25 protein-coding genes are annotated in these 19,077 nt (G+C 72.2%); 9 read left to right on the top strand and 16 right to left on the bottom strand.

Annotation, left to right across the window (positions count from 1 at the left end; all coding sequences use genetic code 11):
- Window positions 1–28: 28 nt before the first annotated feature.
- From ABFT23_RS08015 to miaA, 4 genes are all read right to left on the bottom strand, one after another.
- Window positions 29–1,507, bottom strand: coding sequence for an MDR family MFS transporter (locus tag ABFT23_RS08015; RefSeq protein ID WP_347893988.1), 1,479 nt, complete (start codon window positions 1,505–1,507; stop codon window positions 29–31).
- Between the two features lie 45 nt (window positions 1,508–1,552).
- A complete protein-coding gene (locus ABFT23_RS08010; protein ID WP_347893986.1) occupies window positions 1,553–2,101 on the bottom strand; it encodes a dihydrofolate reductase family protein in 549 nt (182 codons plus the stop codon).
- Entirely contained in the window at window positions 2,098–3,015 is a 918-nt protein-coding gene (locus ABFT23_RS08005) for a helix-turn-helix domain-containing protein (RefSeq protein ID WP_347893984.1), read from the bottom strand. Before ABFT23_RS08005 ends, ABFT23_RS08010 begins: the two co-directional genes overlap by 4 nt.
- A 70-nt stretch (window positions 3,016–3,085) precedes the next feature.
- On the bottom strand, window positions 3,086–4,009 hold the full coding sequence (gene miaA, locus ABFT23_RS08000; RefSeq protein ID WP_347893982.1) for a tRNA (adenosine(37)-N6)-dimethylallyltransferase MiaA: 924 nt from the start codon (window positions 4,007–4,009) through the stop codon (window positions 3,086–3,088).
- 58 nt (window positions 4,010–4,067) lie between these two features.
- Between miaA and ABFT23_RS07995 the strand changes: the two genes are divergently transcribed.
- Genes ABFT23_RS07995 through ABFT23_RS07980 form a run of 4 tightly spaced genes read left to right on the top strand, consistent with a single transcriptional unit; the run spans window position 4,068 to window position 5,263 of the window.
- Window positions 4,068–4,271 (top strand): antitoxin, encoded by a 204-nt coding sequence (locus tag ABFT23_RS07995; protein WP_347893981.1) that lies wholly within the window; start codon window positions 4,068–4,070, stop codon window positions 4,269–4,271.
- Window positions 4,268–4,432, top strand: coding sequence for a hypothetical protein (locus ABFT23_RS07990; RefSeq protein WP_347893979.1), 165 nt, complete (start codon window positions 4,268–4,270; stop codon window positions 4,430–4,432). The genes ABFT23_RS07995 and ABFT23_RS07990 overlap by 4 nt, the downstream gene beginning before the upstream one ends.
- Window positions 4,429–4,962: an NUDIX hydrolase gene (locus ABFT23_RS07985; protein ID WP_347893977.1), complete on the top strand. Its 534-nt coding sequence runs from the start codon at window positions 4,429–4,431 to the stop codon at window positions 4,960–4,962. Before ABFT23_RS07990 ends, ABFT23_RS07985 begins: the two co-directional genes overlap by 4 nt.
- Window positions 4,963–4,990: 28 nt before the next feature.
- Entirely contained in the window at window positions 4,991–5,263 is a 273-nt protein-coding gene (locus ABFT23_RS07980) for a hypothetical protein (RefSeq protein WP_347893975.1), read from the top strand.
- Window positions 5,264–5,269: 6 nt separating this feature from the next.
- On the opposite strand, the gene ABFT23_RS07975 is transcribed toward ABFT23_RS07980, so the two are convergent.
- Genes ABFT23_RS07975 through ABFT23_RS07960 form a run of 4 tightly spaced genes read right to left on the bottom strand, consistent with a single transcriptional unit; the run spans window position 5,270 to window position 7,988 of the window.
- Window positions 5,270–6,001, bottom strand: a complete 732-nt coding sequence (locus ABFT23_RS07975; RefSeq protein ID WP_347893974.1) for a Type 1 glutamine amidotransferase-like domain-containing protein — start codon at window positions 5,999–6,001, stop codon at window positions 5,270–5,272.
- Between the two features lie 22 nt (window positions 6,002–6,023).
- Entirely contained in the window at window positions 6,024–7,499 is a 1,476-nt protein-coding gene (miaB, locus tag ABFT23_RS07970; protein WP_347893972.1) for a tRNA (N6-isopentenyl adenosine(37)-C2)-methylthiotransferase MiaB, read from the bottom strand.
- Between the two features lie 58 nt (window positions 7,500–7,557).
- Window positions 7,558–7,827: a hypothetical protein gene (locus ABFT23_RS07965; RefSeq protein ID WP_347893970.1), complete on the bottom strand. Its 270-nt coding sequence runs from the start codon at window positions 7,825–7,827 to the stop codon at window positions 7,558–7,560.
- The gene (locus ABFT23_RS07960) at window positions 7,824–7,988 is read right to left on the bottom strand and encodes a hypothetical protein (protein WP_347893968.1); all 165 of its coding nucleotides are present in this window, start codon (window positions 7,986–7,988) and stop codon (window positions 7,824–7,826) included. The genes ABFT23_RS07965 and ABFT23_RS07960 overlap by 4 nt, the downstream gene beginning before the upstream one ends.
- 118 nt (window positions 7,989–8,106) lie before the next feature.
- Here ABFT23_RS07960 and ABFT23_RS07955 point away from each other — a divergent pair, with 118 nt between their 5' ends.
- From ABFT23_RS07955 to ABFT23_RS07940, 4 genes are all read left to right on the top strand, one after another.
- Complete coding sequence (locus ABFT23_RS07955) at window positions 8,107–8,892, top strand: amino acid ABC transporter ATP-binding protein (RefSeq protein WP_347893967.1); 786 nt, start codon at window positions 8,107–8,109, stop codon at window positions 8,890–8,892.
- A 16-nt stretch (window positions 8,893–8,908) separates the two neighbouring features.
- Complete coding sequence (locus tag ABFT23_RS07950) at window positions 8,909–9,793, top strand: glutamate ABC transporter substrate-binding protein (RefSeq protein ID WP_347893965.1); 885 nt, start codon at window positions 8,909–8,911, stop codon at window positions 9,791–9,793.
- A 95-nt stretch (window positions 9,794–9,888) separates the two neighbouring features.
- A complete protein-coding gene (locus tag ABFT23_RS07945) occupies window positions 9,889–10,530 on the top strand; it encodes an amino acid ABC transporter permease (protein WP_347893964.1) in 642 nt (213 codons plus the stop codon).
- A complete protein-coding gene (locus ABFT23_RS07940) occupies window positions 10,527–11,420 on the top strand; it encodes an amino acid ABC transporter permease (protein ID WP_347893962.1) in 894 nt (297 codons plus the stop codon). The genes ABFT23_RS07945 and ABFT23_RS07940 overlap by 4 nt, the downstream gene beginning before the upstream one ends.
- Here the strand turns inward: ABFT23_RS07940 and ABFT23_RS07935 are convergent.
- From ABFT23_RS07935 to ABFT23_RS07920, 4 genes are all read right to left on the bottom strand, one after another.
- Window positions 11,417–11,899: a hotdog fold domain-containing protein gene (locus tag ABFT23_RS07935; protein ID WP_347893960.1), complete on the bottom strand. Its 483-nt coding sequence runs from the start codon at window positions 11,897–11,899 to the stop codon at window positions 11,417–11,419. The genes ABFT23_RS07940 and ABFT23_RS07935 overlap by 4 nt on opposite strands.
- Before the next feature lie 203 nt (window positions 11,900–12,102).
- Window positions 12,103–12,366: a metal-sensitive transcriptional regulator gene (locus ABFT23_RS07930; RefSeq protein ID WP_347893958.1), complete on the bottom strand. Its 264-nt coding sequence runs from the start codon at window positions 12,364–12,366 to the stop codon at window positions 12,103–12,105.
- Between the two features lie 141 nt (window positions 12,367–12,507).
- Entirely contained in the window at window positions 12,508–12,897 is a 390-nt protein-coding gene (locus ABFT23_RS07925) for a VOC family protein (RefSeq protein WP_347893956.1), read from the bottom strand.
- Window positions 12,894–13,685, bottom strand: coding sequence for a trans-aconitate 2-methyltransferase (locus ABFT23_RS07920; protein ID WP_347893955.1), 792 nt, complete (start codon window positions 13,683–13,685; stop codon window positions 12,894–12,896). The genes ABFT23_RS07925 and ABFT23_RS07920 overlap by 4 nt, the downstream gene beginning before the upstream one ends.
- A gap of 47 nt (window positions 13,686–13,732) precedes the next feature.
- Here ABFT23_RS07920 and ABFT23_RS07915 point away from each other — a divergent pair, with 47 nt between their 5' ends.
- Window positions 13,733–14,242, top strand: a complete 510-nt coding sequence (locus ABFT23_RS07915; RefSeq protein WP_347893953.1) for a MarR family winged helix-turn-helix transcriptional regulator — start codon at window positions 13,733–13,735, stop codon at window positions 14,240–14,242.
- On the opposite strand, the gene ABFT23_RS07910 is transcribed toward ABFT23_RS07915, so the two are convergent.
- Genes ABFT23_RS07910 through ABFT23_RS07895 form a run of 4 tightly spaced genes read right to left on the bottom strand, consistent with a single transcriptional unit; the run spans window position 14,243 to window position 19,042 of the window.
- On the bottom strand, window positions 14,243–16,021 hold the full coding sequence (locus ABFT23_RS07910) for an ABC-F family ATP-binding cassette domain-containing protein (RefSeq protein ID WP_347893952.1): 1,779 nt from the start codon (window positions 16,019–16,021) through the stop codon (window positions 14,243–14,245).
- Window positions 16,014–16,937, bottom strand: coding sequence for a 4-(cytidine 5'-diphospho)-2-C-methyl-D-erythritol kinase (locus tag ABFT23_RS07905; RefSeq protein WP_347893950.1), 924 nt, complete (start codon window positions 16,935–16,937; stop codon window positions 16,014–16,016). Before ABFT23_RS07905 ends, ABFT23_RS07910 begins: the two co-directional genes overlap by 8 nt.
- Entirely contained in the window at window positions 16,937–17,797 is an 861-nt protein-coding gene (gene rsmA, locus ABFT23_RS07900; RefSeq protein ID WP_347893948.1) for a 16S rRNA (adenine(1518)-N(6)/adenine(1519)-N(6))-dimethyltransferase RsmA, read from the bottom strand. Before rsmA ends, ABFT23_RS07905 begins: the two co-directional genes overlap by 1 nt.
- 30 nt (window positions 17,798–17,827) lie before the next feature.
- A complete protein-coding gene (locus ABFT23_RS07895) occupies window positions 17,828–19,042 on the bottom strand; it encodes a ubiquitin-like domain-containing protein (RefSeq protein ID WP_347893946.1) in 1,215 nt (404 codons plus the stop codon).
- Between the last annotated feature and the right edge of the window lie 35 nt (window positions 19,043–19,077).

The following is a 19,077-nucleotide window of genomic DNA, read 5'->3' as shown; positions in this document are numbered from 1 at the left end:
CGACCCAGGGCGTCCCAACCGGTCGCGGTCAGTGGCCCGCGGCCACCGGAGCGTCGGACGCGACGCGGTTGGGCATCAGCAGTGCGAGCACCAGGACGGCGACGCCGAGCACGGCACCCACACCGAAGCCCCAGCGCATGCCGTCGACCAGGGCCTGGAGCTCGCCGGCCCCGGCTTGCGCCTGCGCCGTCGACCGGGCGGTGACCACGGCGATGACGACGGCGGTGCCGGCGGCGGCGGCGACCTGCTGCAGCGCGCCGAGGGTCGAGCTGCCGTGGGAGTACAGGTGCGGCGGCAGCGAGCCGAGGCTGAGGGTGAACACCGGCGTGAAGACCAAGGCGAGCGAGACCATGAGCAGCACGTGCACCGGCAGCAGCAACCACACCGAGAGGTCAAGGGTCACCTGGGTCAGCAGCGCCAGCGCGACCAGGATGCCGAGGGCACCGGGCACGAGCAGCGGACGCGCACCGAGCCGGTCGTAGACCTTGCCGACCTGGGGACCGAGCAGGCCCATGGCGAGGCCACCGGGCATCACCAGCAGTCCGGACTCGAGCTCGCTGAGACCGTGCACGTTCTGCAGGTAGAGCGGCAGCAGGATCATCGAGCCGAGCATCGCCATGAAGGCGACCGACATCAGCAGCAGGCCCTTGGCGAAGACCGGGTGCTGCAGGGTGCGCAGGTCGAGCAACGGCGTCCCGCTGCGCTGCAGCGAGAGCTGGCGCAGCACGAAGGCGACGATGGCGCCGACGCCCACGGCGATGGCCAGCCACGCGATCCAGGCCGGGTGGTCGTTCTCGGCCCCGAGCTCGGACAGGCCGTAGACGAACGGACCGAAGCCGATGGCGGAGAGCAGCACGCTCGTCCAGTCGATGTCGCCCGCCACGGTCTCGCCGACGTCGGTGAGGCGGCGCAGGCCGACGAGCGCGATGGCGATCGAGACCGGCAGCACGGCGAAGAACATCCAACGCCACGAGGCCACCTCGAGGATGAGGCCCGAGACGCTCGGGCCGAGCGCGGGTGCCACGGACATCGCGAGGGTGACGTTGCCCATGATCCGTCCGCGGTCCTGCTCGCGCACGATCGTCATCAAGGTGGTCATCAGCAGCGGCATCATGATCGCGGTGCCGGTGGCCTGCACGATGCGACCGGCGAGCAGCACCTCGAACGTGGGCGCGAGACCGGCGACGAGGGTGCCCGTGGCGAAGACCGCCATCGCCGAGCCGAAGGCCTGACGCGTCGTGACCCGCTGCAGGAACCAGCCGGTGACCGGGATGACCACGGCCATGGTGAGCATGAAGGCGCTCGTGAGCCACTGGGCGGTGGAGTTGCTCACCGAGAGGTCCGTGGTCAGGCGCGGGATCGCGTTGACCATGATCGTCTCGTTCAGGATCACGATGAAGGTGGCCGCGACGAGCCAGCGGAGCACGCCGTAGTCGGGCGCCTCGGCGTGGCTCAGGCCTGCGGGTGCGGTGGCCTCGGGCTTTGAGGCTTCGGGCGTCGTCGTCATAACGGGGTCGACCCTCTCAGGACCGAGGACTCATCGGCACGTGGATTACCACCGCGTGGGACTCCCGACCACGTCGTAGGTCGCGACGACGAACGCACCGTTGCGGGCGACGTCGCTCAGGCGGAGGTCGCAACGGCGTGGGAACAGCGGCCGGCCCGCCCCGAGGGTGACGGCGGCGATCGACACGATCGCCTGGTCGAGCATGCCGGCCTCGGCGAGGTCGGCCGCGAGGGCGCCGCCGCCCACCACCCAGACGTCGCGGTCGCCGGACGCCGCCTCGATCGCGTCCCGGTGATCGGCCGGCGCCCCCTGCACGAAGGTGATCCCCTCGCCGAGCGGCTCGAGCTCGCGGTGGGTGAAGACGAAGCACGGCATCGCGTAGGCCCACCGCTCGCCGGAGCTGCGCAGGTGGTCGCCGATCCAGGCGTAGGTCGTGGCGCCCATGACCATCGCGCCGACGTCGGCCATGAAGGCGTCGTGGGAGCCCGGCCCGTCCTCGTCGTGCTCCTGGACGAACAGCCAGGCGAGCGAGTCGTGCTGGTCGGCGATGAAGCCGTCGAGCGAGCTGGCGGTGTAGTAGCGGTAGCGGGTCATCGGTCCTCCTCGTGCTCGGTGCGGCCGCGGAGCCACATGATCGGGTCGCCCTCGTCGACGGTGCGGCCGCTCGCGCGCAGCATGAGGCGCACGAGCTGTCGGCGGTAGGCGGCGTAGGTGAGGTTGTGGGCGAGCACGCTGCTCATCACGAAGCTCTCGGGCGGGTCGCACAGCGCGTCGACGAGCACGTCGTCCCACGCACCGCGGCGCTCGACGTCGCGCCACACGGCGCGCCAGCGCGGCGCGACGGCCTCGTGGCGTGCGACGAGGGCGGCGACGTCGTCGCCCCCGCGGACCGGGTGGTCGGCGCCGTCGATCGCGGCGAGCCAGACCTCGCGGCTCCGCACCAGGTGCTCGAGCACGACGGCGATCGAGCCCTCCCCGCCGTCCCAGGCCGTGACGAGCGCACCGGGCAGGTGCTCGTGGCGGTAGACGTCGTCGTCGAGGCCCTTGGCCTCGTCGAGCAGGAGCCGGGTGTCGTCGAGGTCGTGGCCGACCATCGTCTCGGTGACCGGGTTCATCGGACGCTCCGTCGTGTGGACCCACAGCGACGTGGGCGGGTGGAAGTGGATGCCGTTGGGGGCGGGGAGCCAGTGGTCGCCGGGCCTGGACGGCGTGGCGCTCGGCGGGTGCCCGAACCCGCGGGCGTAGGCCCGGGCGAAGCCCTCCACCGATCCGTAGCCGGCCGCGAACGCCGCGTCGGTCACGCTGGTCCCCCGGCGCAGCTGCCAGGCGGCCCGCTCGAGCATCACCCGTCGCCGCATGGCCACCGGGGCCTCGCCCGTGCCGCGTCGCAGCACCCTGCTGAAGTGGAACGGCGACGAGTACGCCCGCCCGGCCATGGCGCCGAGGTCGTCGTTGTCGTCGTCCAGCACGGCGTCGAGCAGCTCGCGCAGGCGGTCGCGTCCGGTCATGACTCCATCGTGACGGCGCGCGAGGCCGGCCGCCCGACCGATCTTGCTCGGTGCCCGGCCGCCACCGCGCCTAGCGCACCGCCTCGACCGCGGCCAGCGCCCGGTCGACGCGGTCGTCGGCGTCGGACGGCACCCAGGTGATGCGCGGGTCCTTGCGCCACCACGCCAGCTGCCGCCGGGCGAACTGGCGGGTGGCGATCACCGTGCGCTCGCGCGCCTCGTCGAGGGTGAGCTCGCCGGCGAGGTGCGCGGCCGCCTGGCTGTAGCCGATCGCCCGCGCCGCGGTGCGGCCTTCGGCCAGGCCGTCGGCGAGCAGCCGCTCCACCTCGGCGACGAGGCCGTCGTCGTACATCCGGGCGACGCGGAGCTCGATCCGGCGGTCGAGCACGGCACGGTCGATCTCGACCCCGACCTGCACGGTGCGCGGGTCGAGGTAGGTCAGCTGGGGCAGCGAGGCCGAGAACGGCCGGCCGGTGAGCTCGACGACCTCGAGCGCGCGGACGACGCGGCGTCCGTTGTCGGGCAGGATGCGTGCGGCGGCCTCGGGGTCGGCCTCGGCGAGGCGGGCGTGCAGGGCCGCCGGGCCCACCCGGTCGAGCTCGGTCTCCCACCGGGCGCGGACGGCGTCGTCGGTGCCGGGGAACTCGAACCGGTCGAGGATCGCGCGGGTGTAGAGCGCCGACCCGCCGACCAGCACCGGCGTCGTCGAGCGCGCACGCAGGTCGGCCACCACTGCTCGCGCCCACTCCTGGAACTGCGCCACGGTGGCCGGCTCGCGCACCGAGAGCAGGTCGAGCAGGTGGTGCTCGATGCCTCGTCGCTCGGCGACCGGCAGCTTCGCGGTGCCGACGTCCATGCCCCGGTAGACCTGCATCGCGTCGGTGTTGACGACCTCGCCGCCGAGCCGCTCGGCGAGGTCGAGCGACAGCTCGCTCTTGCCGGCCGCCGTGGGCCCGACGACCGCCACGATCGGGGGCTCGACGGCGGCGGGCATGTCAGTAGTCTGGCCGTATCCCCACCGCACGCAGCACCGGGCACCGCAGGAGGACGTCATGGGCTTCATGGACAACATCAAGGGCAAGGTCGAGGACGCCGTCGACCAGCACGGCGACAAGATCGCCGACGGCATCGACAAGGCCGCCGACCTCGCCGACGACAAGACCGGCGGCAAGCACCACGACAAGATCGAGGGCGCGGCGAGCAAGGCCAAGGACGCCCTCGACAAGCTCGACGGCAAGAACGACGACCTCCGATGACCCAGCCGGTTCCCGAGGAGGACAACAAGGCCTTCGACCTCGACGAGCCGCCCCCGGGCGAGCACCCGAGCGAGGCGCCGGGCGACGGCGACGGCGCGCAGGCCGGCGCCGCCCAGCAGGAGGAGAACGCCGAGACCTCGCTCGACCAGCCGTCGCAGTGACGCAGCCGGTCCACGAGGGCACCAGCGACGACGCCGGCGAGGGCTACACCGAGACCTACGCGGCCGACCACGGCCGGTTCGTGGTGGTCCCCGCGGCCTACGTCTTCCTGCTGCGCACGGGCTCGTCGTGCGGGCGCACGAAGGTGCTCCTGCAGCTGCGCACGGGCACCGGCTACATGGACGACCACTGGGCGGCCGCGGCCGCGGGGCACGTCGAGCGCGGCGAGGACGCCGTCACGGCCGCGCGACGCGAGGCGCTCGAGGAGATCGGGGTCACCGACCTCGACCTCGAGTTCGCGACCTCCATGCAGCGCACCCGGCACGACCTGGCGATCGACGAGCGCATCGACTTCTTCTTCACCGCCCGGTCGTGGTCGGGCGAGCCGAGCATCGTCGAGGCCGCCAAGGCCGCCGACCTGCGCTGGTTCGCCCTCGACGAGCTGCCCGACCCCGTCGTCCCCCACGAACGGGTGGTGCTCGAGGCACTGCGCGACGGCACGATCGAGCCGTACACGACCTTCGGCTTCTGACCCGAGACCCCCGAGTGCAGGAGGCACGATGAGCGAGAGCCACGACCCCGGCCCCAAGCCCGACGCCGTGATCGAGCCGGGTGAGCCCAACCCCGGCGGTGTCGACGCGATGCCGCAGAGCGACGGCGTCGACGGCGAGGCCACCGACGGCGACCCGGTCCCGCGCGACCTCGACCCGGAGGACAACCCCGAGACCGGCGAGGTGCCGCTCGAGGTCAAGGAGGGCGAGGACACCTCCACCGAGGCGACCAAGGGGGACTCGTCGTCCGACGTCGAGCCCGAGGAGGAGTCGCCGGCCTGAGTGCGGCTACCCGAGCCGGCGCACGTCGAGCGTCGTCTCGACGGCGGCGCCGTCGGGTCCGCGCTCGACGAGGTAGCCGCGGGCCCGGTCGCGCTCGGTGAGCACCTCGACCATCTCGGTGCCGCGGTAGAGCAGCCCGGCGCCGTCGTCGGTGGCGTAGCCGGCCGGGAGGGTGCCGTCGGCGACCAGCCGGTGGTAGAGCGGACGCCGCTCGGCCTCGGAGTCGTAGTGCACGCCGTTGGAGTAGGGCAGGAACGCCAGCCCGTTGTCGATCGCGCGCAGCTCGGGCCCGAACGAGTCGGTGGTGCCACCGACGTGCCAGCAGATCGAGCCCGCGCTCACGCCCGTCAGCACCACCCCGGCCTGCCAGGCCGCGCGCATCGCCTCGCCCACGCCGTGCAGCTCCCACAGGGCGAGCAGTCCGGCGACGCTGCCGCCGAAGACCCACACGACGTCCTGCTCGAGCAGGTGGCCGGCGATGTCGGCGTGGTTGGGCATCGTGAACAGCTGCAGGTGCGAGCCGTGCCAGCCCTCGAGCGCCGCGATGTCGTAGAAGTTGCGCACGCCGTCGGCTGCGTCGCCGCCGGCGGTGCCGACGTAGCAGACCTTGGGCGCACGACCGTCGACGCCGGCGAGGTCGACGGCGTGGCGGGTCAGCGGCCCGGCGGCCCACCGGGTGCGCCGGCCGGGGACGACGCCACCCGAGGTGGCCAGGATGGTGGGGATGCCCGAGGTCACCCCCGCACGCTATCCGTTCGGCTCAGCGGCAGGCCGGGGCGTCCGGCAGTTGCGCCGGGACGCCGATCGTGGGCATGCCGAGCCCCACGCCCGCGGGCGCGGGCGCCTGGGTGCGGGCCTCCCACGCGTCGCCCGACCGGGTGCGCCGGGTCGACAGCACCCGATCGGCGACCAGGTGGTGCGGGGCGGCGTGGGTGATCTCGACGGTGGCGACGTCGCCGGGCCGGACGCCGCCGTCGGGGGCCGCGAAGTGCACGAGCCGGTTGTCGGGACCACGCCCCGACAGGCGACGGGTGGCGGTGTCCTTGCGGCCCTCGCCCTCGGCCACCATCAGCTCGACGGTGCGTCCGACCAACCGCTTGTTCTCGGCCCACGCGACCTCGTTGACCAGCGCGGCGAGGCGGTCGTAGCGGTCGCGCAGCACGTCGGCCGGCACCTGGTCGTCCATCGTCGCGGCCGGCGTGCCCGGACGCTTGGAGTACTGGAACGTGAAGGCACCGGCGAACCGGGCCTCGCGGACGACGTCGAGGGTGTGCTGGTGGTCCTCCTCGGTCTCGCCCGGGAAGCCCACGATGATGTCGGTGGTGATGGCGGCGTCGGGCATCGCGGCGCGCACGCGCTCGATGATGCCGAGGTACTTCTCGCGGCGGTAGGAGCGGCGCATCGCCCGCAGGAGCCGGTCGGAGCCCGACTGCAGCGGCATGTGCAGCTGGGGCATGACGTTGGGCGTCTCGGCCATCGCCTCGATGACGTCGTCGGTGAACTCGGCCGGGTGCGGGCTGGTGAACCGCACCCGCTCGAGGCCGTCGACGTCGCCGCAGGCCCGCAGGAGCTTGCTGAACGCCTGCCGGTCGCCGAACTCGACGCCGTAGGCGTTGACGTTCTGCCCGAGCAGCGTGACCTCGCTGACGCCGTCGGCGACGAGTGCGCGCACCTCGGCCAGCACGTCGCCGGGACGACGGTCCTTCTCCTTGCCGCGCAGCGCCGGCACGATGCAGAACGTGCAGGTGTTGTTGCACCCGACCGAGACCGAGACCCAGGCGGCGTAGGCGCTGTCGCGCTTGGTCGGCAGCGTCGACGGGAACACCTCGAGCGACTCGAGGATCTCGACCTGCGCCTCCTGCTGCGACCGCGCGCGGTCGAGCAGCGCCGGCAGCGACCCGATGTTGTGGGTGCCGAAGACGACGTCGACGTAGGGGGCCCTCTCGGTGATCGTGGCGCGGTCCTTCTGCGCCAGGCACCCACCGACGGCGATCTGCAGGTCGGGGTTGGCCGCCTTGACCGGCGCGAGGTGCGACAGGTTGCCGTAGAGCTTGTTGTCGGCGTTCTCGCGCACCGCGCAGGTGTTGAAGACGACGACGTCGGCCTGCTCGCCCGTGGGCGCCGCGGAGTAGCCCGCGTCCTCCAGCAGCCCGCTGAGCCGCTCGGAGTCGTGGACGTTCATCTGGCACCCGTAGGTGCGGACCTCGTAGGTGCGGGTCTCGGACGTGGCGCTCATGGCGGACCGAGTTTACGGCGCGACGGCCTCCGGGCGTGAACCGCGACGGGCCGCCGCCTCAGAGCAGCAGCGCCAGCAGCAGCCCGGCGGCCAGCACCATCAGGACGGCGAGCCCGCCGGTCCGCGCCCGCTGGTCGAGGTGGCGCCACGCCGCCGACCGGGCCGACCAGAGCAGGCCCGTGGCGAGCCCGAAGGGCAGCGCGACGAGGGCCGCCCCGCCCCACGTCGTGACCGAGTCGCCGTGCCGACCGTCGACGGCGTACCAGAGCAGGGCGACGACGAACCCGGCCAGCCAGCCGACCCCGAGGTCGCGCAGGAGCACGGTCACCGACGGGTCCACTGCAGCGAGGCCAGCGCGAGCAGGGCGCCGCCGGCGTAGAGCGCCCAGACGTCGCGGGTCACGAACGACAGCACCACGAACAACGCGCCCGGCACCGCGATCGGCGGGACGCGCGAACCGCGCCCGCGCTCGTCGTCCTCGTCGCCCATGGCGTCGAGCGTAGTGAGGCGCCCATGGCCTCGGGCGCGTAACGGTTGTCACGACCGGACCCGTCAGGGCGGGGTGGTGATAGCCCGAACGGACCGGGTACGGCTAGGGTCTGCGCCCATGACGGTGCAGGACGTGGGCGCACAGCCCGGCGCAGGGGGCACGACGGGCGAGCCGCTCGTGGTGCTCGAGGGCGTGAACAAGTGGTACGGCGACCTCCACGTGCTCAAGGACATCAACCTGTCCGTGAAGCAGCGCGAGGTCGTCGTCGTGATCGGGCCCTCCGGTTCGGGCAAGTCGACGCTGTGCCGCACGATCAACCGCCTCGAGACGATCGGCAGCGGCTCGATCACGCTCGACGGCCAGCCCCTCCCCGAGGAGGGCAAGCCACTCGCCCAGCTGCGCGCCGAGGTCGGCATGGTCTTCCAGTCGTTCAACCTCTTCGCGCACAAGACGATCCTCGAGAACGTCACGCTCGGGCCGATCAAGGTCCGCAAGAAGCCGAAGGCCGAGGCGGTCGCGAAGGCCCAGGAGCTGCTCGATCGCGTCGGTGTCGGGCACCAGGCCGCCAAGTACCCCGCCCAGCTCTCCGGCGGTCAGCAGCAGCGCGTCGCCATCGCCCGCGCCCTGGCCATGGAGCCGAAGGTCATGCTCTTCGACGAGCCGACCTCCGCGCTCGACCCGGAGATGATCAAGGAGGTCCTCGACGTCATGGTCGACCTCGCCGAGCGGGGCATGACGATGATCGTGGTCACCCACGAGATGGGCTTCGCCCGCACCGCCGCCGACCGTGTCGTCTTCATGGCCGACGGCGCCATCGCCGAGGAGAACGATCCCGAGTCGTTCTTCACCAACCCCCAGAGCGATCGGGCCAAGGACTTCCTCGGCAAGATCCTCAAACACTGAAACCAAGGAGAAGTGGATGCGGTTCACGAGGTTCAAGGCAGCGGCCGCGGTGATGGCGCTGGCCGGATCCCTGGCTGCCTGCGGTAGCGACGACGACGGCGGCAGCGACCCGGAGGTCGTCGAGGACGCCGAGTTCGAGGCCGGCACCACGATGGCCGAGCTCAGCGAGCAGGGCTCGATGACGGTGGGCACCAAGTTCGACCAGCCCGGCTTCGGCCTCCAGGGGCTCGACGACGCCCCCGAGGGCTTCGACGTCGAGGTCGCCAAGATCATCGCCGGTGCGATGGGCATCTCCGAGGACAACATCACCTGGGAGGAGACGCCGTCCGACATCCGCGAGCAGGTGATCGAGGACGGCACGGTCGACATGGTCGTGGCGACCTACACCATCAACGAGGAGCGCGCCCAGCGCATCACGTTCGCCGGCCCGTACTACAACGCCGGCCAGATGCTGATGGTGCTGTCGGACAACGACGCCATCAACGGTCCTGACGACCTCGCGGCCAACCCCGACGCGAAGGTCTGCTCGGTCACGGGCTCGACGCCGTCGGAGCAGATCAAGGAGTACCTCGCCTCCGACGACCAGCTCGTGCTCTTCGACGTCTACGACAAGTGCGCCGACGCGCTGAGCAACGGCCAGGTCGACGTCGTCACCACCGACAACGTGATCCTCGCCGGCTTCGTCAGCGAGTCCGACGGCGAGTTCAAGCTGGTGGGCGAGCAGTTCACCGAGGAGCCGTACGGCATCGGCATCGAGAAGGGCGACGTGGCCTTCTGCGAGTTCATCAACCAGACGCTGCAGGACAACCAGGACGCCTACGTCGAGGCGTGGGAGTCGACGGCCGGACAGGTCGAGGGAGCCGAGACGCCCGAGCTCCCCGAGCCCGCCCCCTGCTCCTGATCCTCACCGGTCCAGCCGGTTCACGACCCCGGGCACGTGGGGGACGAGACCTCGTCCCCCACGTCCCCTGACCCCGAAGGAGTCCCGTGGAAGCGGTGACCGAGAACCTCGACCTGTACTGGTCGGGCTTCCTCCGCTCACTCGGCATCTGCCTCTGGGCGATGGTGGGCTCGCTCGTGCTCGGAGCACTGATCGCGGCGTTCCGGGTCTCGCCCGTGGCGTCGTTGCGCGCGTTCGGCACGGCGTGGGTCAACGTGCTGCGCAACTGCCCGCTCACCGTCGTGCTCTTCTTCATGGCCTTCGGGCTGCCCGAGATCGGCATCAACCAGTCGTTCTACTTCTTCGGCGTCGCCGGGCTGGTGCTCTACACCTCCGCCTTCGTCTGCGAGGCGATCCGCGCCGGCATCAACTCGGTGCCGGCCGGCCAGGCCGAGGCCGCCCGGGCGATCGGGCTCACCTTCACCCAGAACCTGGGCTCGGTGATCATGCCCCAGGCGCTGCGCACGTCGGTGCCGCCGGTGGGCAGCGTCATCATCGCGATGTTCAAGAACAGCGCGGTGGTCGGCGCCTTCGGCGTCGGACGCGACCTCTACAGCGTGGGCCGCGACCTGACCAGCGCCCAGGGCTACTCCTACATCCCGGTGCTCCTCGGCGTCGCCGTCGGCTACCTCATCATCACCCTGAGCGCCGGCGCGCTGCTCGGGGTCCTCGAGCGCAAGGTGGCGATCGTCCGATGACCTCCGTGCTGTACGACGAGCCCGGCCCCCGCGCCCGCCGGCGCGCCCGCATCGCCACGGTCGTCGGGCTCCTGCTGATCCTCGCGCTCGTGGCCGTCGCCGTGCGGCGCCTCGACGAGCGCGGTCAGTTCGAGCGCGAGCTCTGGGCTCCCCTGATCGACCCCTCCGACGAGACGTTCCCGAGGGTCTGGGAGCTGATCGGCCAAGGCGTGGTCGCCACGCTGACCGCCGCCGGGCTCGCCATCGCGGCCTCGATCGTCGTCGGCATCCTCCTCGGCACGGCGCGGATGCTGACCGGCCGCGCGGGCCGCGTGCCCATCGTGGGCTTCATCGAGCTCTTCCGCGGACTGCCGGTGATCATCACCATCGTCTTCGTCTGGCGCGCGTTCGAGGAGCTCGGCATCGACATCGGGTTCCTGCCGGGTGACGACGGGCTGTGGTACCTCGTCATCGGGCTGACGCTCTACAACTCGGTCATCATCGCCGAGATCTTGCGAGCGGGTGTGCAGTCGTTGCCGTCCGGGCAGCGCGAGGCCGCGTTGGCCGTCGGCATGTCCGAGCGCACGACCATGCGCCTCGTCCTGCTTCCCCAGGCGTTCCGCGTGATGCTGCCGGCACTGATCAGCCAGCTCGTCGTGGTGCTCAAGGACACCTCGCTCGCTGCCCTGGTCGCGCTCTACACCGAGACGCTCCGCACCGGACAGCGGCTCTACCAGACGCTCGACAACCCCATCCAGGTCCTCTTCGTCATCGGGGTGCTCTTCATCGTCGTCAACTACACGCTGTCCAAGATCGCGGTCTGGGTCGAGCGACGGTTGAGCCGCTCGACGACGACCAGCGGCGACGCTGCCGCGGTGAAGGCCGCTGGAGGCGCCGGCAGCATCGGCTAGGTCGTCGGGCGCGGGGTGACGTAGAGCTTGATGACGCCCTCGATGACGACGGTGCCGTCGTCGCGGACGCCCTTGACCCGGACGTCGACGTGCGGGTCGTCGCCGGCCCACTGCTCGGGGTCGGTCTCGGCGCTGCAGGTGATGTCGCTGGTCGCCTTGGCCGTGTAGCGGATGTCCATCCCCTCGGGGATCCAGCGCTTGTCGGCCGGGATCGTGGCCTCGGCGAGCGCCCCCATGGCGGCCTCGAGCCCGTTGCACAACGCGATGGCGTGCACGGTGCCGAGGTGGTTGTGCACGCCGCGCCGCTTCGGGATGACCAGCTCGGCGTAGTCGGGGCGGATCTCGACGAAGCGCGGTCGGATCGAGGCGAAGTAGGGCGCCTTCTGGCTGAACAGCAGCGAGAACACGCGCTTGCCGACGACGTCGCCGACGACGGGCAGGCCGCTGGCCGTGCGCCACAGGGAGAGGACCTGGCTCATGCGGCCAACATTACCGCACGGTAACTTCAGTCGTCAGGGCCACCGCCAGCCCGCGAGACCGGCGCGCCGCGAGGGCGTCTCGGTGCGCGTCGAGGGTGCGCGGAGCGAGGTACGAGCGGAGCGTGCGCTCGGCGTGTGCCGAGACGGCCTGAAAAGCGGCGCGCGACGCGCGAGCGGAGCGAGCGCCATCAAACACAGCGCCATCAGGACAGACCGATGACCAGCTTCTCCAGGTGCTCGAGCTGCTCGTCGGTGACCCCGCCGGCGTGGTCGATGCTCGAGCGCCACTCGGCGGCGACGAGTGCGAAGCCGGCGCGGTCGAGCGCGCTCGAGACGGCCTTGATCTGGTTGAGCACCTGCGAGAGGTCGCGCTCCTCCTCGATCATCCGGAGCACGCCGGCGAGCTGTCCCTGCGCCCGCTTGACCCGGTTGACGACCGCGGTCCGGTCGCTCACTGCTACTGCCATGGTGTCTCCTCGTGCGTGCCTCCCGAGCTCGGCGGCGGTCCCACGACGCGTTTCGGTGGACGTCGAGGTCGCAAGCACAACGCGGCGACACCCCCGGGGGTTACGGGCGCGACCCCATCGGTTCGGACAGGTGTCAAGACATCACCCCGAGGGCGCGAGCAGCTCGACCCGGTTGCCGTGGGGGTCGACGGTGTGCACGCGCACGTAGCCCGGGAAGGTGAACCGCTCGGTGTCGACGGCGTCGTGGCCGGCGTCGCGCAGCCGGGACACCACACGGTCGAGCGCCGCCTCGTCGTCGACCACGAAGGCGGGGTGGGCCTTGCGGGCGGGCACGAAGGGATCCTCGACGCCCACGTGCAGCTCGGCGACGACCTCGCCGGTGGCATCGTGGGCACGGAACCACGCGCCGCCGCGCCCGCGCAGCGGCTCGGGCTTGTCGACCTCGACGAGGCCGAGCGTGTCGGCGTAGAACGCGCGGACGGCGTCCTCGCCGCCGGGCGGGCAGGCGACCTGGACGTGGTGGAGCCTCATGCGAGCCCCTCGGTCCGGGCGACGGCGAAGACCCGGCGGAAGGGCAGCACGACGGTCCCGTCGGACCGGACGGGGTAGGCCTCGGCGAGGCGGCGCTTGAACTCCGCCTCGAAGGCCGGGCGGACGTCGTCCGGGAGCGCCTGGAGGGTGGGTCGGGCGCCGGTGGCGCTGACCCAGGTGAAGACCGGGTCGGGGCCGGTGAGCACGTGCAGGTAGGTCGTCTCCCAGACGTCGACCGCGCACCCGAGGGCGGTCAGGGCGTCGAGGTAGTCGACGGGGTCGTGGCTCGAGGGGTGGGCGACGCCGGCGACGTGCTCGGCGTAGGGCGCCTCGGCCGCCAGCTCGGCGCGGATGGTGTGGCTCGGCTCGCCGAAGTTGCCGGGCACCTGGACGGCGAGCCAGCCGCCCGGGGCCACCGAGCCGACGAGGTCGGCCAGCAGGTCGAGGTGTCCGGGCACCCACTGCAGCGTCGCGTTGGAGACGAGGACGTCGACGCGGTGCCCGCCGTCGACCCAGGCCCGGAGGTCCTGGACCTCGAACCGGACGTCACCGTCGCCACGCCGCGCGGAGGCGATCATCTCGGCACTGCTGTCGACGCCGGCGACGTCGGCGCCCGGCCAGCGCTCGGCGAGGAGGCGGGTGAGGTTGCCGGGACCGCAGCCGAGGTCGACGACGGTGGCGGGCGCGGTGGCGCCGACGCGCGCGACGAGGTCGACGAACGGCCGCCCGCGCTCGTCGCCGTAGGTGAGGTAGCGGTCCGGGTCCCAGGTGGGCGATGTCTTGGTCATGAGAATCTTGATATCAAGATTCTCGACGTATGGCTAGAGTAGGGCGGGTGCAGGACGGGACGAGGGACGAGGTCGACGACCTGGTCGAGGCGTGGGCGCGCGAGCGCGACGACCTCGACCTCGAGCCCGTCGCGGTCTTCTCGCGCATCTCCCGGCTCTCGCGCCACCTCGACCTCGCCCGCCGCCGGGCCTTCAGCGCCCACGGCATCGAGTCGTGGGAGTTCGACGTCCTGGCCGCCCTGCGCCGCGCCGGCGCGCCCTACGAGCTCTCCCCCGGTCGCCTGCTGCGCGAGACGCTCGTGACCAGCGGCACGATGACCAATCGCGTCGACCGGCTCACCTCGCGCGGACTCGTCGAGCGCAACCCCGACCCGACCGACCGGCGCGGCGTCCTCGTGCGGCTGACGCCCGAGGGGCAGGCGTGCGTCGACGGCGCCTTCGAGGCCCTCCTCGACGCCGAGCGAGTGCTGCTCGCCGGCCTGCCGCAACGCGACCAGGTTCGGCTCGCCGTCCTGCTCCGCACCCTCCTCGCCCCCTTCGGCGACGAGGCGGGGTAGCTAGTCCAGCAGCTCGGCGGCCTCGAGCCACTCCAGCTCGAGGGTCTCCTTCTCGGCGCGGACGGCGTCGAGCTCGGCGCCGAGCGAGGCCAGCTTCTCGTAGTCGCTGAGGTGGGCGGCGAGGTCGGCGTTGAGCGCGGTCTCGCGCTCGGTGAGGCGCTCGAGGGCCTTCTCGAGGCGGGCGAGGGTCTTGCGTGCGGCCCGCTCCTCGGCCGAGCCGGTCTTGGCACGGGCCTGCTCGACGGCGGCCGCGGACGACGTCGGCGTGGTGGAGGCCGGCTGCGCCGCACGACGCTCCAGGTACTCGTCGACACCGCGCGGCAGCATGGACAGCTGGCCGTCGCCGAGCAGCGCCCAGACCGAGTCGGTGACCCGCTCGAGGAAGTAGCGGTCGTGCGAGACCACGAGCAGGGTGCCCGGCCAGCCGTCGAGGAAGTCCTCGAGCACGGTGAGGGTCTCGATGTCGAGGTCGTTGGTGGGCTCGTCGAGCAGCAGCACGTTGGGCTCGGTGAGCAGCAGCTTGAGCAGCTGGAACCGGCGTCGCTCGCCACCGGAGAGGTCGCCCAGGCGGGCGGTGAGCCGGTCGCCGGTGAAGCCGAAGCGCTCGAGCATCGACGTCGCGGTGATCTCGCCGCCGCCGGCGACGGCCGTCACCCGCCGGATGCCCTCGACGGTGGGCAGCACCCGGCCATCGGGGTCGACGTCGTCGAGGTCCTGGGTCAGGTGGGCCAGCGCGACGGTCTTGCCGTGCTTGACCCGTCCGGACGACGGCGCCAGCAAACCCGAGACCAGCTTCAGCACCGACGTCTTGCCCGCGCCGTTGACGCCGACGATGCCCACCCGGTCACCCGGGCCGAGCCGCCACGTCGCGTCGGCGAGCAGCCGTCGCTCACCGCGGGTGAGGTCGACGTGCTCGAGGTCGATCACGTCCTTGCCGAGGCGCTGGGTGGCGAAGCGCTGCAGCTCGAGGCGGTCGCGCGGCGGGGGGACGTCCTCGATCAGCCGGTTGGCGGCGTCGATGCGGAACTTGGGTTTGGCCGTGCGGGCTGGAGCACCGCGGCGCAGCCAAGCGAGCTCCTTGGTCGCCAGGTTGCGACGCCGCTGCTCGGTGGCGTCGGCCTGTCGCGAGCGCTCGGCCTTGGCGAGCACGAAGGCCGCGTAGCCGCCCTCGTAGACGTCGACGGCGCCGTCGTGCACCTCCCAGGTGTACTGGCACACGGCGTCGAGGAACCAGCGGTCGTGCGTGACCACGACCAGCGCCGACGGCCGGCGGCGCAGGTGCTCGGCCAGCCAGGCGACGGCCTCGACGTCGAGGTGGTTGGTCGGCTCGTCGAGCACGATCAGCTCGTGGTCGCCGAGCAGCAGCGCGGCCAGGGCACAGCGACGGCGCTCACCACCGGAGAGCCCGTGCACCGCGCGGTCGAGGGTGACGCCGGCGAGCAGCTCGGTGACGATGCCGCGCATGGTCGCGTCTGCGGCCCACTCGTGGTCGGCCCGCCCGCCGAGCACGGCCTCGCGCACCGAGTGGGTGTCGTCGAGCTCGTCGCCCTGGTGCAGGTAGCCGACGAGCAGGCCGCGGCTGCGCGAGACGCGGCCGGTGTCGGGTTCCTCGATGCCGGTCATCACCTCGAGCAGCGTGGTCTTGCCGTCGCCGTTGCGCCCGACGATGCCGATGCGCTCGCCGGCGCCGATGCCCAGCGAGACGTCGCTGAGCAGGGGGCGGACGCCGTAGGACTTCGACACGCCCTGGAGGTTGAGCAGGTTGGTGGTCTCAGACATGGTCGGGCACCACGTGGGCTCCGGCGACCGCACCGTTCGCCACGAGGACGACGGGGCTGCCGCTGCGCATCAGGGCACCGGCGAGGTCGCGTGAGTGGTCGGCCGACTCGCACAGGAACACGACCGTGGGCCCCGAGCCGGAGACCAGGCCGCGCAGCGCACCCTCCGACTCGCCGTGGTCGATGAGTCGCCCGAGGTCGGGTCGCAGGTCGATCGCTGGCTCCTGGAGGTCGTTGTGCAGGCTGCGTGCGAGGCTCACCGGCTGGCCGGTGCGCAGCGCCGAGAGCAGCGCCTCGGCCGACGGCGGCGTCGGGTCGGCGTCGGGGAAGAGCCGGTCGAAGTGGCGGTAGACCTCGGGCGTCGAGAGGCCGTCGCGATCGGGGACGATCACCCACCACCAGGTGCCGACGTCGGCCACCGGCTCGACGATCTCGCCGCGTCCGGTGCCGAGTGCGGTGCCGCCGATGAGCGAGAACGGGACGTCGCTGCCGAGCTCGGCGGCCAGGCGCAGGAGGTCGTCGTCGCTGGTGCGCAGGTCGTGGAGCCGGTCGAGCGCGACGAGGGCCGCCGCGGCGTCGGCCGAGCCGCCGGCGAGACCACCGGCGACGGGGATCGCCTTCTCGACCACGAGCCGGGCCGCGAGGTCGCGGCCGTGGTGCCGGCCGAGCAGCACGGCGGCGCGGTGGGCCAGGTTGTCCTCGTCGGCGGCCACGCTGGCCAGGTCGATCCAGTCGGTGCCGCCGAGCTCGACGCTCAGCTCGTCGTCGTGGTGCGCCGTGACGTCGTCGCACAGCCCGACCGCCTGGTAGACGGTCGTGAGCGGGTGGAAGCCGTCGTCGCGGGGGGCGCCGACACCGAGGTGCAGGTTGACCTTGGCGGCGGCGCGGACGGTGACCGGCTGGGTGCCGACGATCATCAGGTGAGTCCTTCGGCGATGCGGGCGAACTGCTCGACGTCGAGCATCTCGCCGCGGGTGAGGGGGTCGACGCCCGCGCCGGCGAGGGCGCGGTCGACGTCGCTGGCGGGGGCGAGGGTGCGCAGGGCACCACGCAACGCCTTGCGGCGGTGGGCGAACGCGGCGTCGACGACGGCGAAGACCTGCTCGCGCGTCGCCGCTGTGGACGGCGGCTCGCGGCGGGTCCAGGCGACCAGGCCCGAGTCGACGTTGGGCGTCGGCCAGAAGACAGTGCGTCCGATCGAACCTGCGCGTCGGACGTCGGCGTACCAGGCGGCCTTGACCGACGGCACGCCGTAGGTCTTCGAGCCGGGCGCGGCCGCGAGCCGGTCGGCCACCTCGGCCTGCACCATCACGAGGCCGCGCTCGAGGCTGGGCAGGAGCGCGAGCAGGTGCAGCAGCACGGGCACCGACACGTTGTAGGGCAGGTTGGCCACGAGCGCGGTGGGCGCCGGGCCGGGCAGCTCGGTGACCCGCATCGCGTCGGCGAGCACGAGCTCGAACGCCGCCACCTGGTCGGGGGCGTGCTCGGCGATCGTGGTCGGCAGCCGCGAGGCCAGCTTGTCGTCGACCTCGATGGCGACGACCCGGCGTGCCACCTCCAGCAGCGCCAGGGTGAGCGAGCCGAGCCCAGGGCCCACCTCGACCACGACGTCGTCGGGCCCGATGCCGGAGGAGGCCACGATGCGCCGCACCGTGTTGCCGTCGATAACGAAGTTCTGCCCGCGCTGCTTGGTCGGACGCAGGTCGAGCTCGTCGGCCAGTCGACGCACGTCGGCCGCCCCCAGGAGTCGAGGACTCCCAGGAACGGCCGATGTCATGCGGGTCAGGCTATCTGCGGGCGCTCCGGGTCAGCGGGGCAGGCCGAGCTTGGCCGCGCAGCCGGGCCACGAGCCGTAGCCGCCGGTGGCGTCGCGCAGACGCTCGGCGACGGCGATCTGGGCCTCGCGCGAGTTGTCGCTCGGCAGGCCGCTGCCGCCGTAGGCCTGCCAGGTGCCGAGGTTGAACTGCAGGCCGCCGTAGTAGCCGTTGCCGGTGTTGATGGCCCAGTTGCCGCCGGACTCGCACTGGGCGAGGCGGTCCCAGACGGTGTCGCCACCGCTGAAGTCGGCCGGCGCCGGCTCGGGCTCAGGCTCCTGGGTGCCGACGCGGACGACCTCGTCGACCGGCTCGCGCGTGACGCTCTGGCGCAGCACGACGCGCTTGGTGACCTTGCCGTTGACGCGGACGACGCGGTAGACGACGTCGCGCGCACCCTCTCGGCCCTCGGTCTCGACCTCGGTCTCGCCCTGCATCATCGAGTCGTCGTCCTGCTCCACGGTGTCGAAGCCGATGGCCTCGCCGTCGACCTTCTTGCGGGTCCACTGGACGTCGGTGTAGACGATCTTGGTGCCGCTGGCGAGCGCGGTCTCGCGGGCCGGCTCGACCCGGTCGAGCTTGTCGAGCGAGACGCCGGACTGCCGCAGGGCGTCCTCGACGGTGAGGGCACGCACCCACGTCTTGACCGGCTTGCGTCCGGCGAGGCGGAGCACGACCTGCTTCGAGGTGACCACCTCGAGCGCGACGCCGCCGCGCTCGATGGGCGTGCCGCGGTCGAGGTCGAGGCGGGCGTTGGTGTAGGCGGTGCCGATCTCGCCCAGGGCTGAGTCGACGTCGGTGGCGGTGACCCAGTGGGTCGACTCCTCGCCGTCGACGGTCAGGGTGATCGGGCGGCCGTAGCGGACGCTGATCCGCGTGCCGTCCTCGATGGACTCGTCGAGCCCGGGAGCGACGAGGTCGTGCTCACCGATCTCGATGCCCTCGTCGTCGAGCACGTCGGCGACGGTGTCGGCAGAGGTCGAGATGTCGCGGGCCTCGCCGTCGACGGTCACGGTGACGTCGTCGCGCAGCGAGGCGTAGCCGACGGTGGTGCCGGCCACGGCGGCGGCCACGAGGGCCACCAGGCCGCCCAGGACCAGGCGGCTGCGCGCGGCCCGGGCGAAGAAGGAAGAACCGCTCTCGGCGGTCAGCGCGGTCGGGACGCCAGCGCTCTCAGGGGTGTGGGTCGGGTGCTCATCGGCGGTCATCTGGTTCCGAACGTCGTGCTCCCCGGGCCTCGGGC

Source organism: Nocardioides secundeburneus (assembly GCF_039939255.1).
Taxonomy (GTDB): Bacteria; Actinomycetota; Actinomycetes; order Propionibacteriales; family Nocardioidaceae; genus Nocardioides.
The sequence above is the reverse complement of the archived record's forward strand: the minus strand, read 5'-3'. Positions and strand labels throughout refer to the sequence as shown.

Coding starts and splice junctions, on each gene's coding strand:
- miaB (WP_347893972.1), bottom strand. CDS start 7,499: ATGAGCGCCACGTCCGAGACCCGCACCTACGAGGTCCGCACCTACGGG.
- ABFT23_RS07960 (WP_347893968.1), bottom strand. CDS start 7,988: ATGGGCGACGAGGACGACGAGCGCGGGCGCGGTTCGCGCGTCCCGCCG.
- ABFT23_RS08010 (WP_347893986.1), bottom strand. CDS start 2,101: ATGACCCGCTACCGCTACTACACCGCCAGCTCGCTCGACGGCTTCATC.
- ABFT23_RS07895 (WP_347893946.1), bottom strand. CDS start 19,042: ATGACCGCCGATGAGCACCCGACCCACACCCCTGAGAGCGCTGGCGTC.
- rsmA (WP_347893948.1), bottom strand. CDS start 17,797: ATGACATCGGCCGTTCCTGGGAGTCCTCGACTCCTGGGGGCGGCCGAC.
- ABFT23_RS08005 (WP_347893984.1), bottom strand. CDS start 3,015: ATGACCGGACGCGACCGCCTGCGCGAGCTGCTCGACGCCGTGCTGGAC.
- ABFT23_RS07920 (WP_347893955.1), bottom strand. CDS start 13,685: ATGACCAAGACATCGCCCACCTGGGACCCGGACCGCTACCTCACCTAC.
- ABFT23_RS07910 (WP_347893952.1), bottom strand. CDS start 16,021: ATGTCTGAGACCACCAACCTGCTCAACCTCCAGGGCGTGTCGAAGTCC.
- ABFT23_RS07930 (WP_347893958.1), bottom strand. CDS start 12,366: ATGGCAGTAGCAGTGAGCGACCGGACCGCGGTCGTCAACCGGGTCAAG.
- ABFT23_RS07950 (WP_347893965.1), top strand. CDS start 8,909: ATGCGGTTCACGAGGTTCAAGGCAGCGGCCGCGGTGATGGCGCTGGCC.
- ABFT23_RS07935 (WP_347893960.1), bottom strand. CDS start 11,899: ATGAGCCAGGTCCTCTCCCTGTGGCGCACGGCCAGCGGCCTGCCCGTC.
- ABFT23_RS07905 (WP_347893950.1), bottom strand. CDS start 16,937: ATGATCGTCGGCACCCAGCCGGTCACCGTCCGCGCCGCCGCCAAGGTC.
- ABFT23_RS07980 (WP_347893975.1), top strand. CDS start 4,991: ATGAGCGAGAGCCACGACCCCGGCCCCAAGCCCGACGCCGTGATCGAG.
- ABFT23_RS07995 (WP_347893981.1), top strand. CDS start 4,068: ATGGGCTTCATGGACAACATCAAGGGCAAGGTCGAGGACGCCGTCGAC.
- ABFT23_RS08015 (WP_347893988.1), bottom strand. CDS start 1,507: ATGACGACGACGCCCGAAGCCTCAAAGCCCGAGGCCACCGCACCCGCA.
- ABFT23_RS07940 (WP_347893962.1), top strand. CDS start 10,527: ATGACCTCCGTGCTGTACGACGAGCCCGGCCCCCGCGCCCGCCGGCGC.
- ABFT23_RS07990 (WP_347893979.1), top strand. CDS start 4,268: ATGACCCAGCCGGTTCCCGAGGAGGACAACAAGGCCTTCGACCTCGAC.
- miaA (WP_347893982.1), bottom strand. CDS start 4,009: ATGCCCGCCGCCGTCGAGCCCCCGATCGTGGCGGTCGTCGGGCCCACG.
- ABFT23_RS07955 (WP_347893967.1), top strand. CDS start 8,107: ATGACGGTGCAGGACGTGGGCGCACAGCCCGGCGCAGGGGGCACGACG.
- ABFT23_RS07925 (WP_347893956.1), bottom strand. CDS start 12,897: ATGAGGCTCCACCACGTCCAGGTCGCCTGCCCGCCCGGCGGCGAGGAC.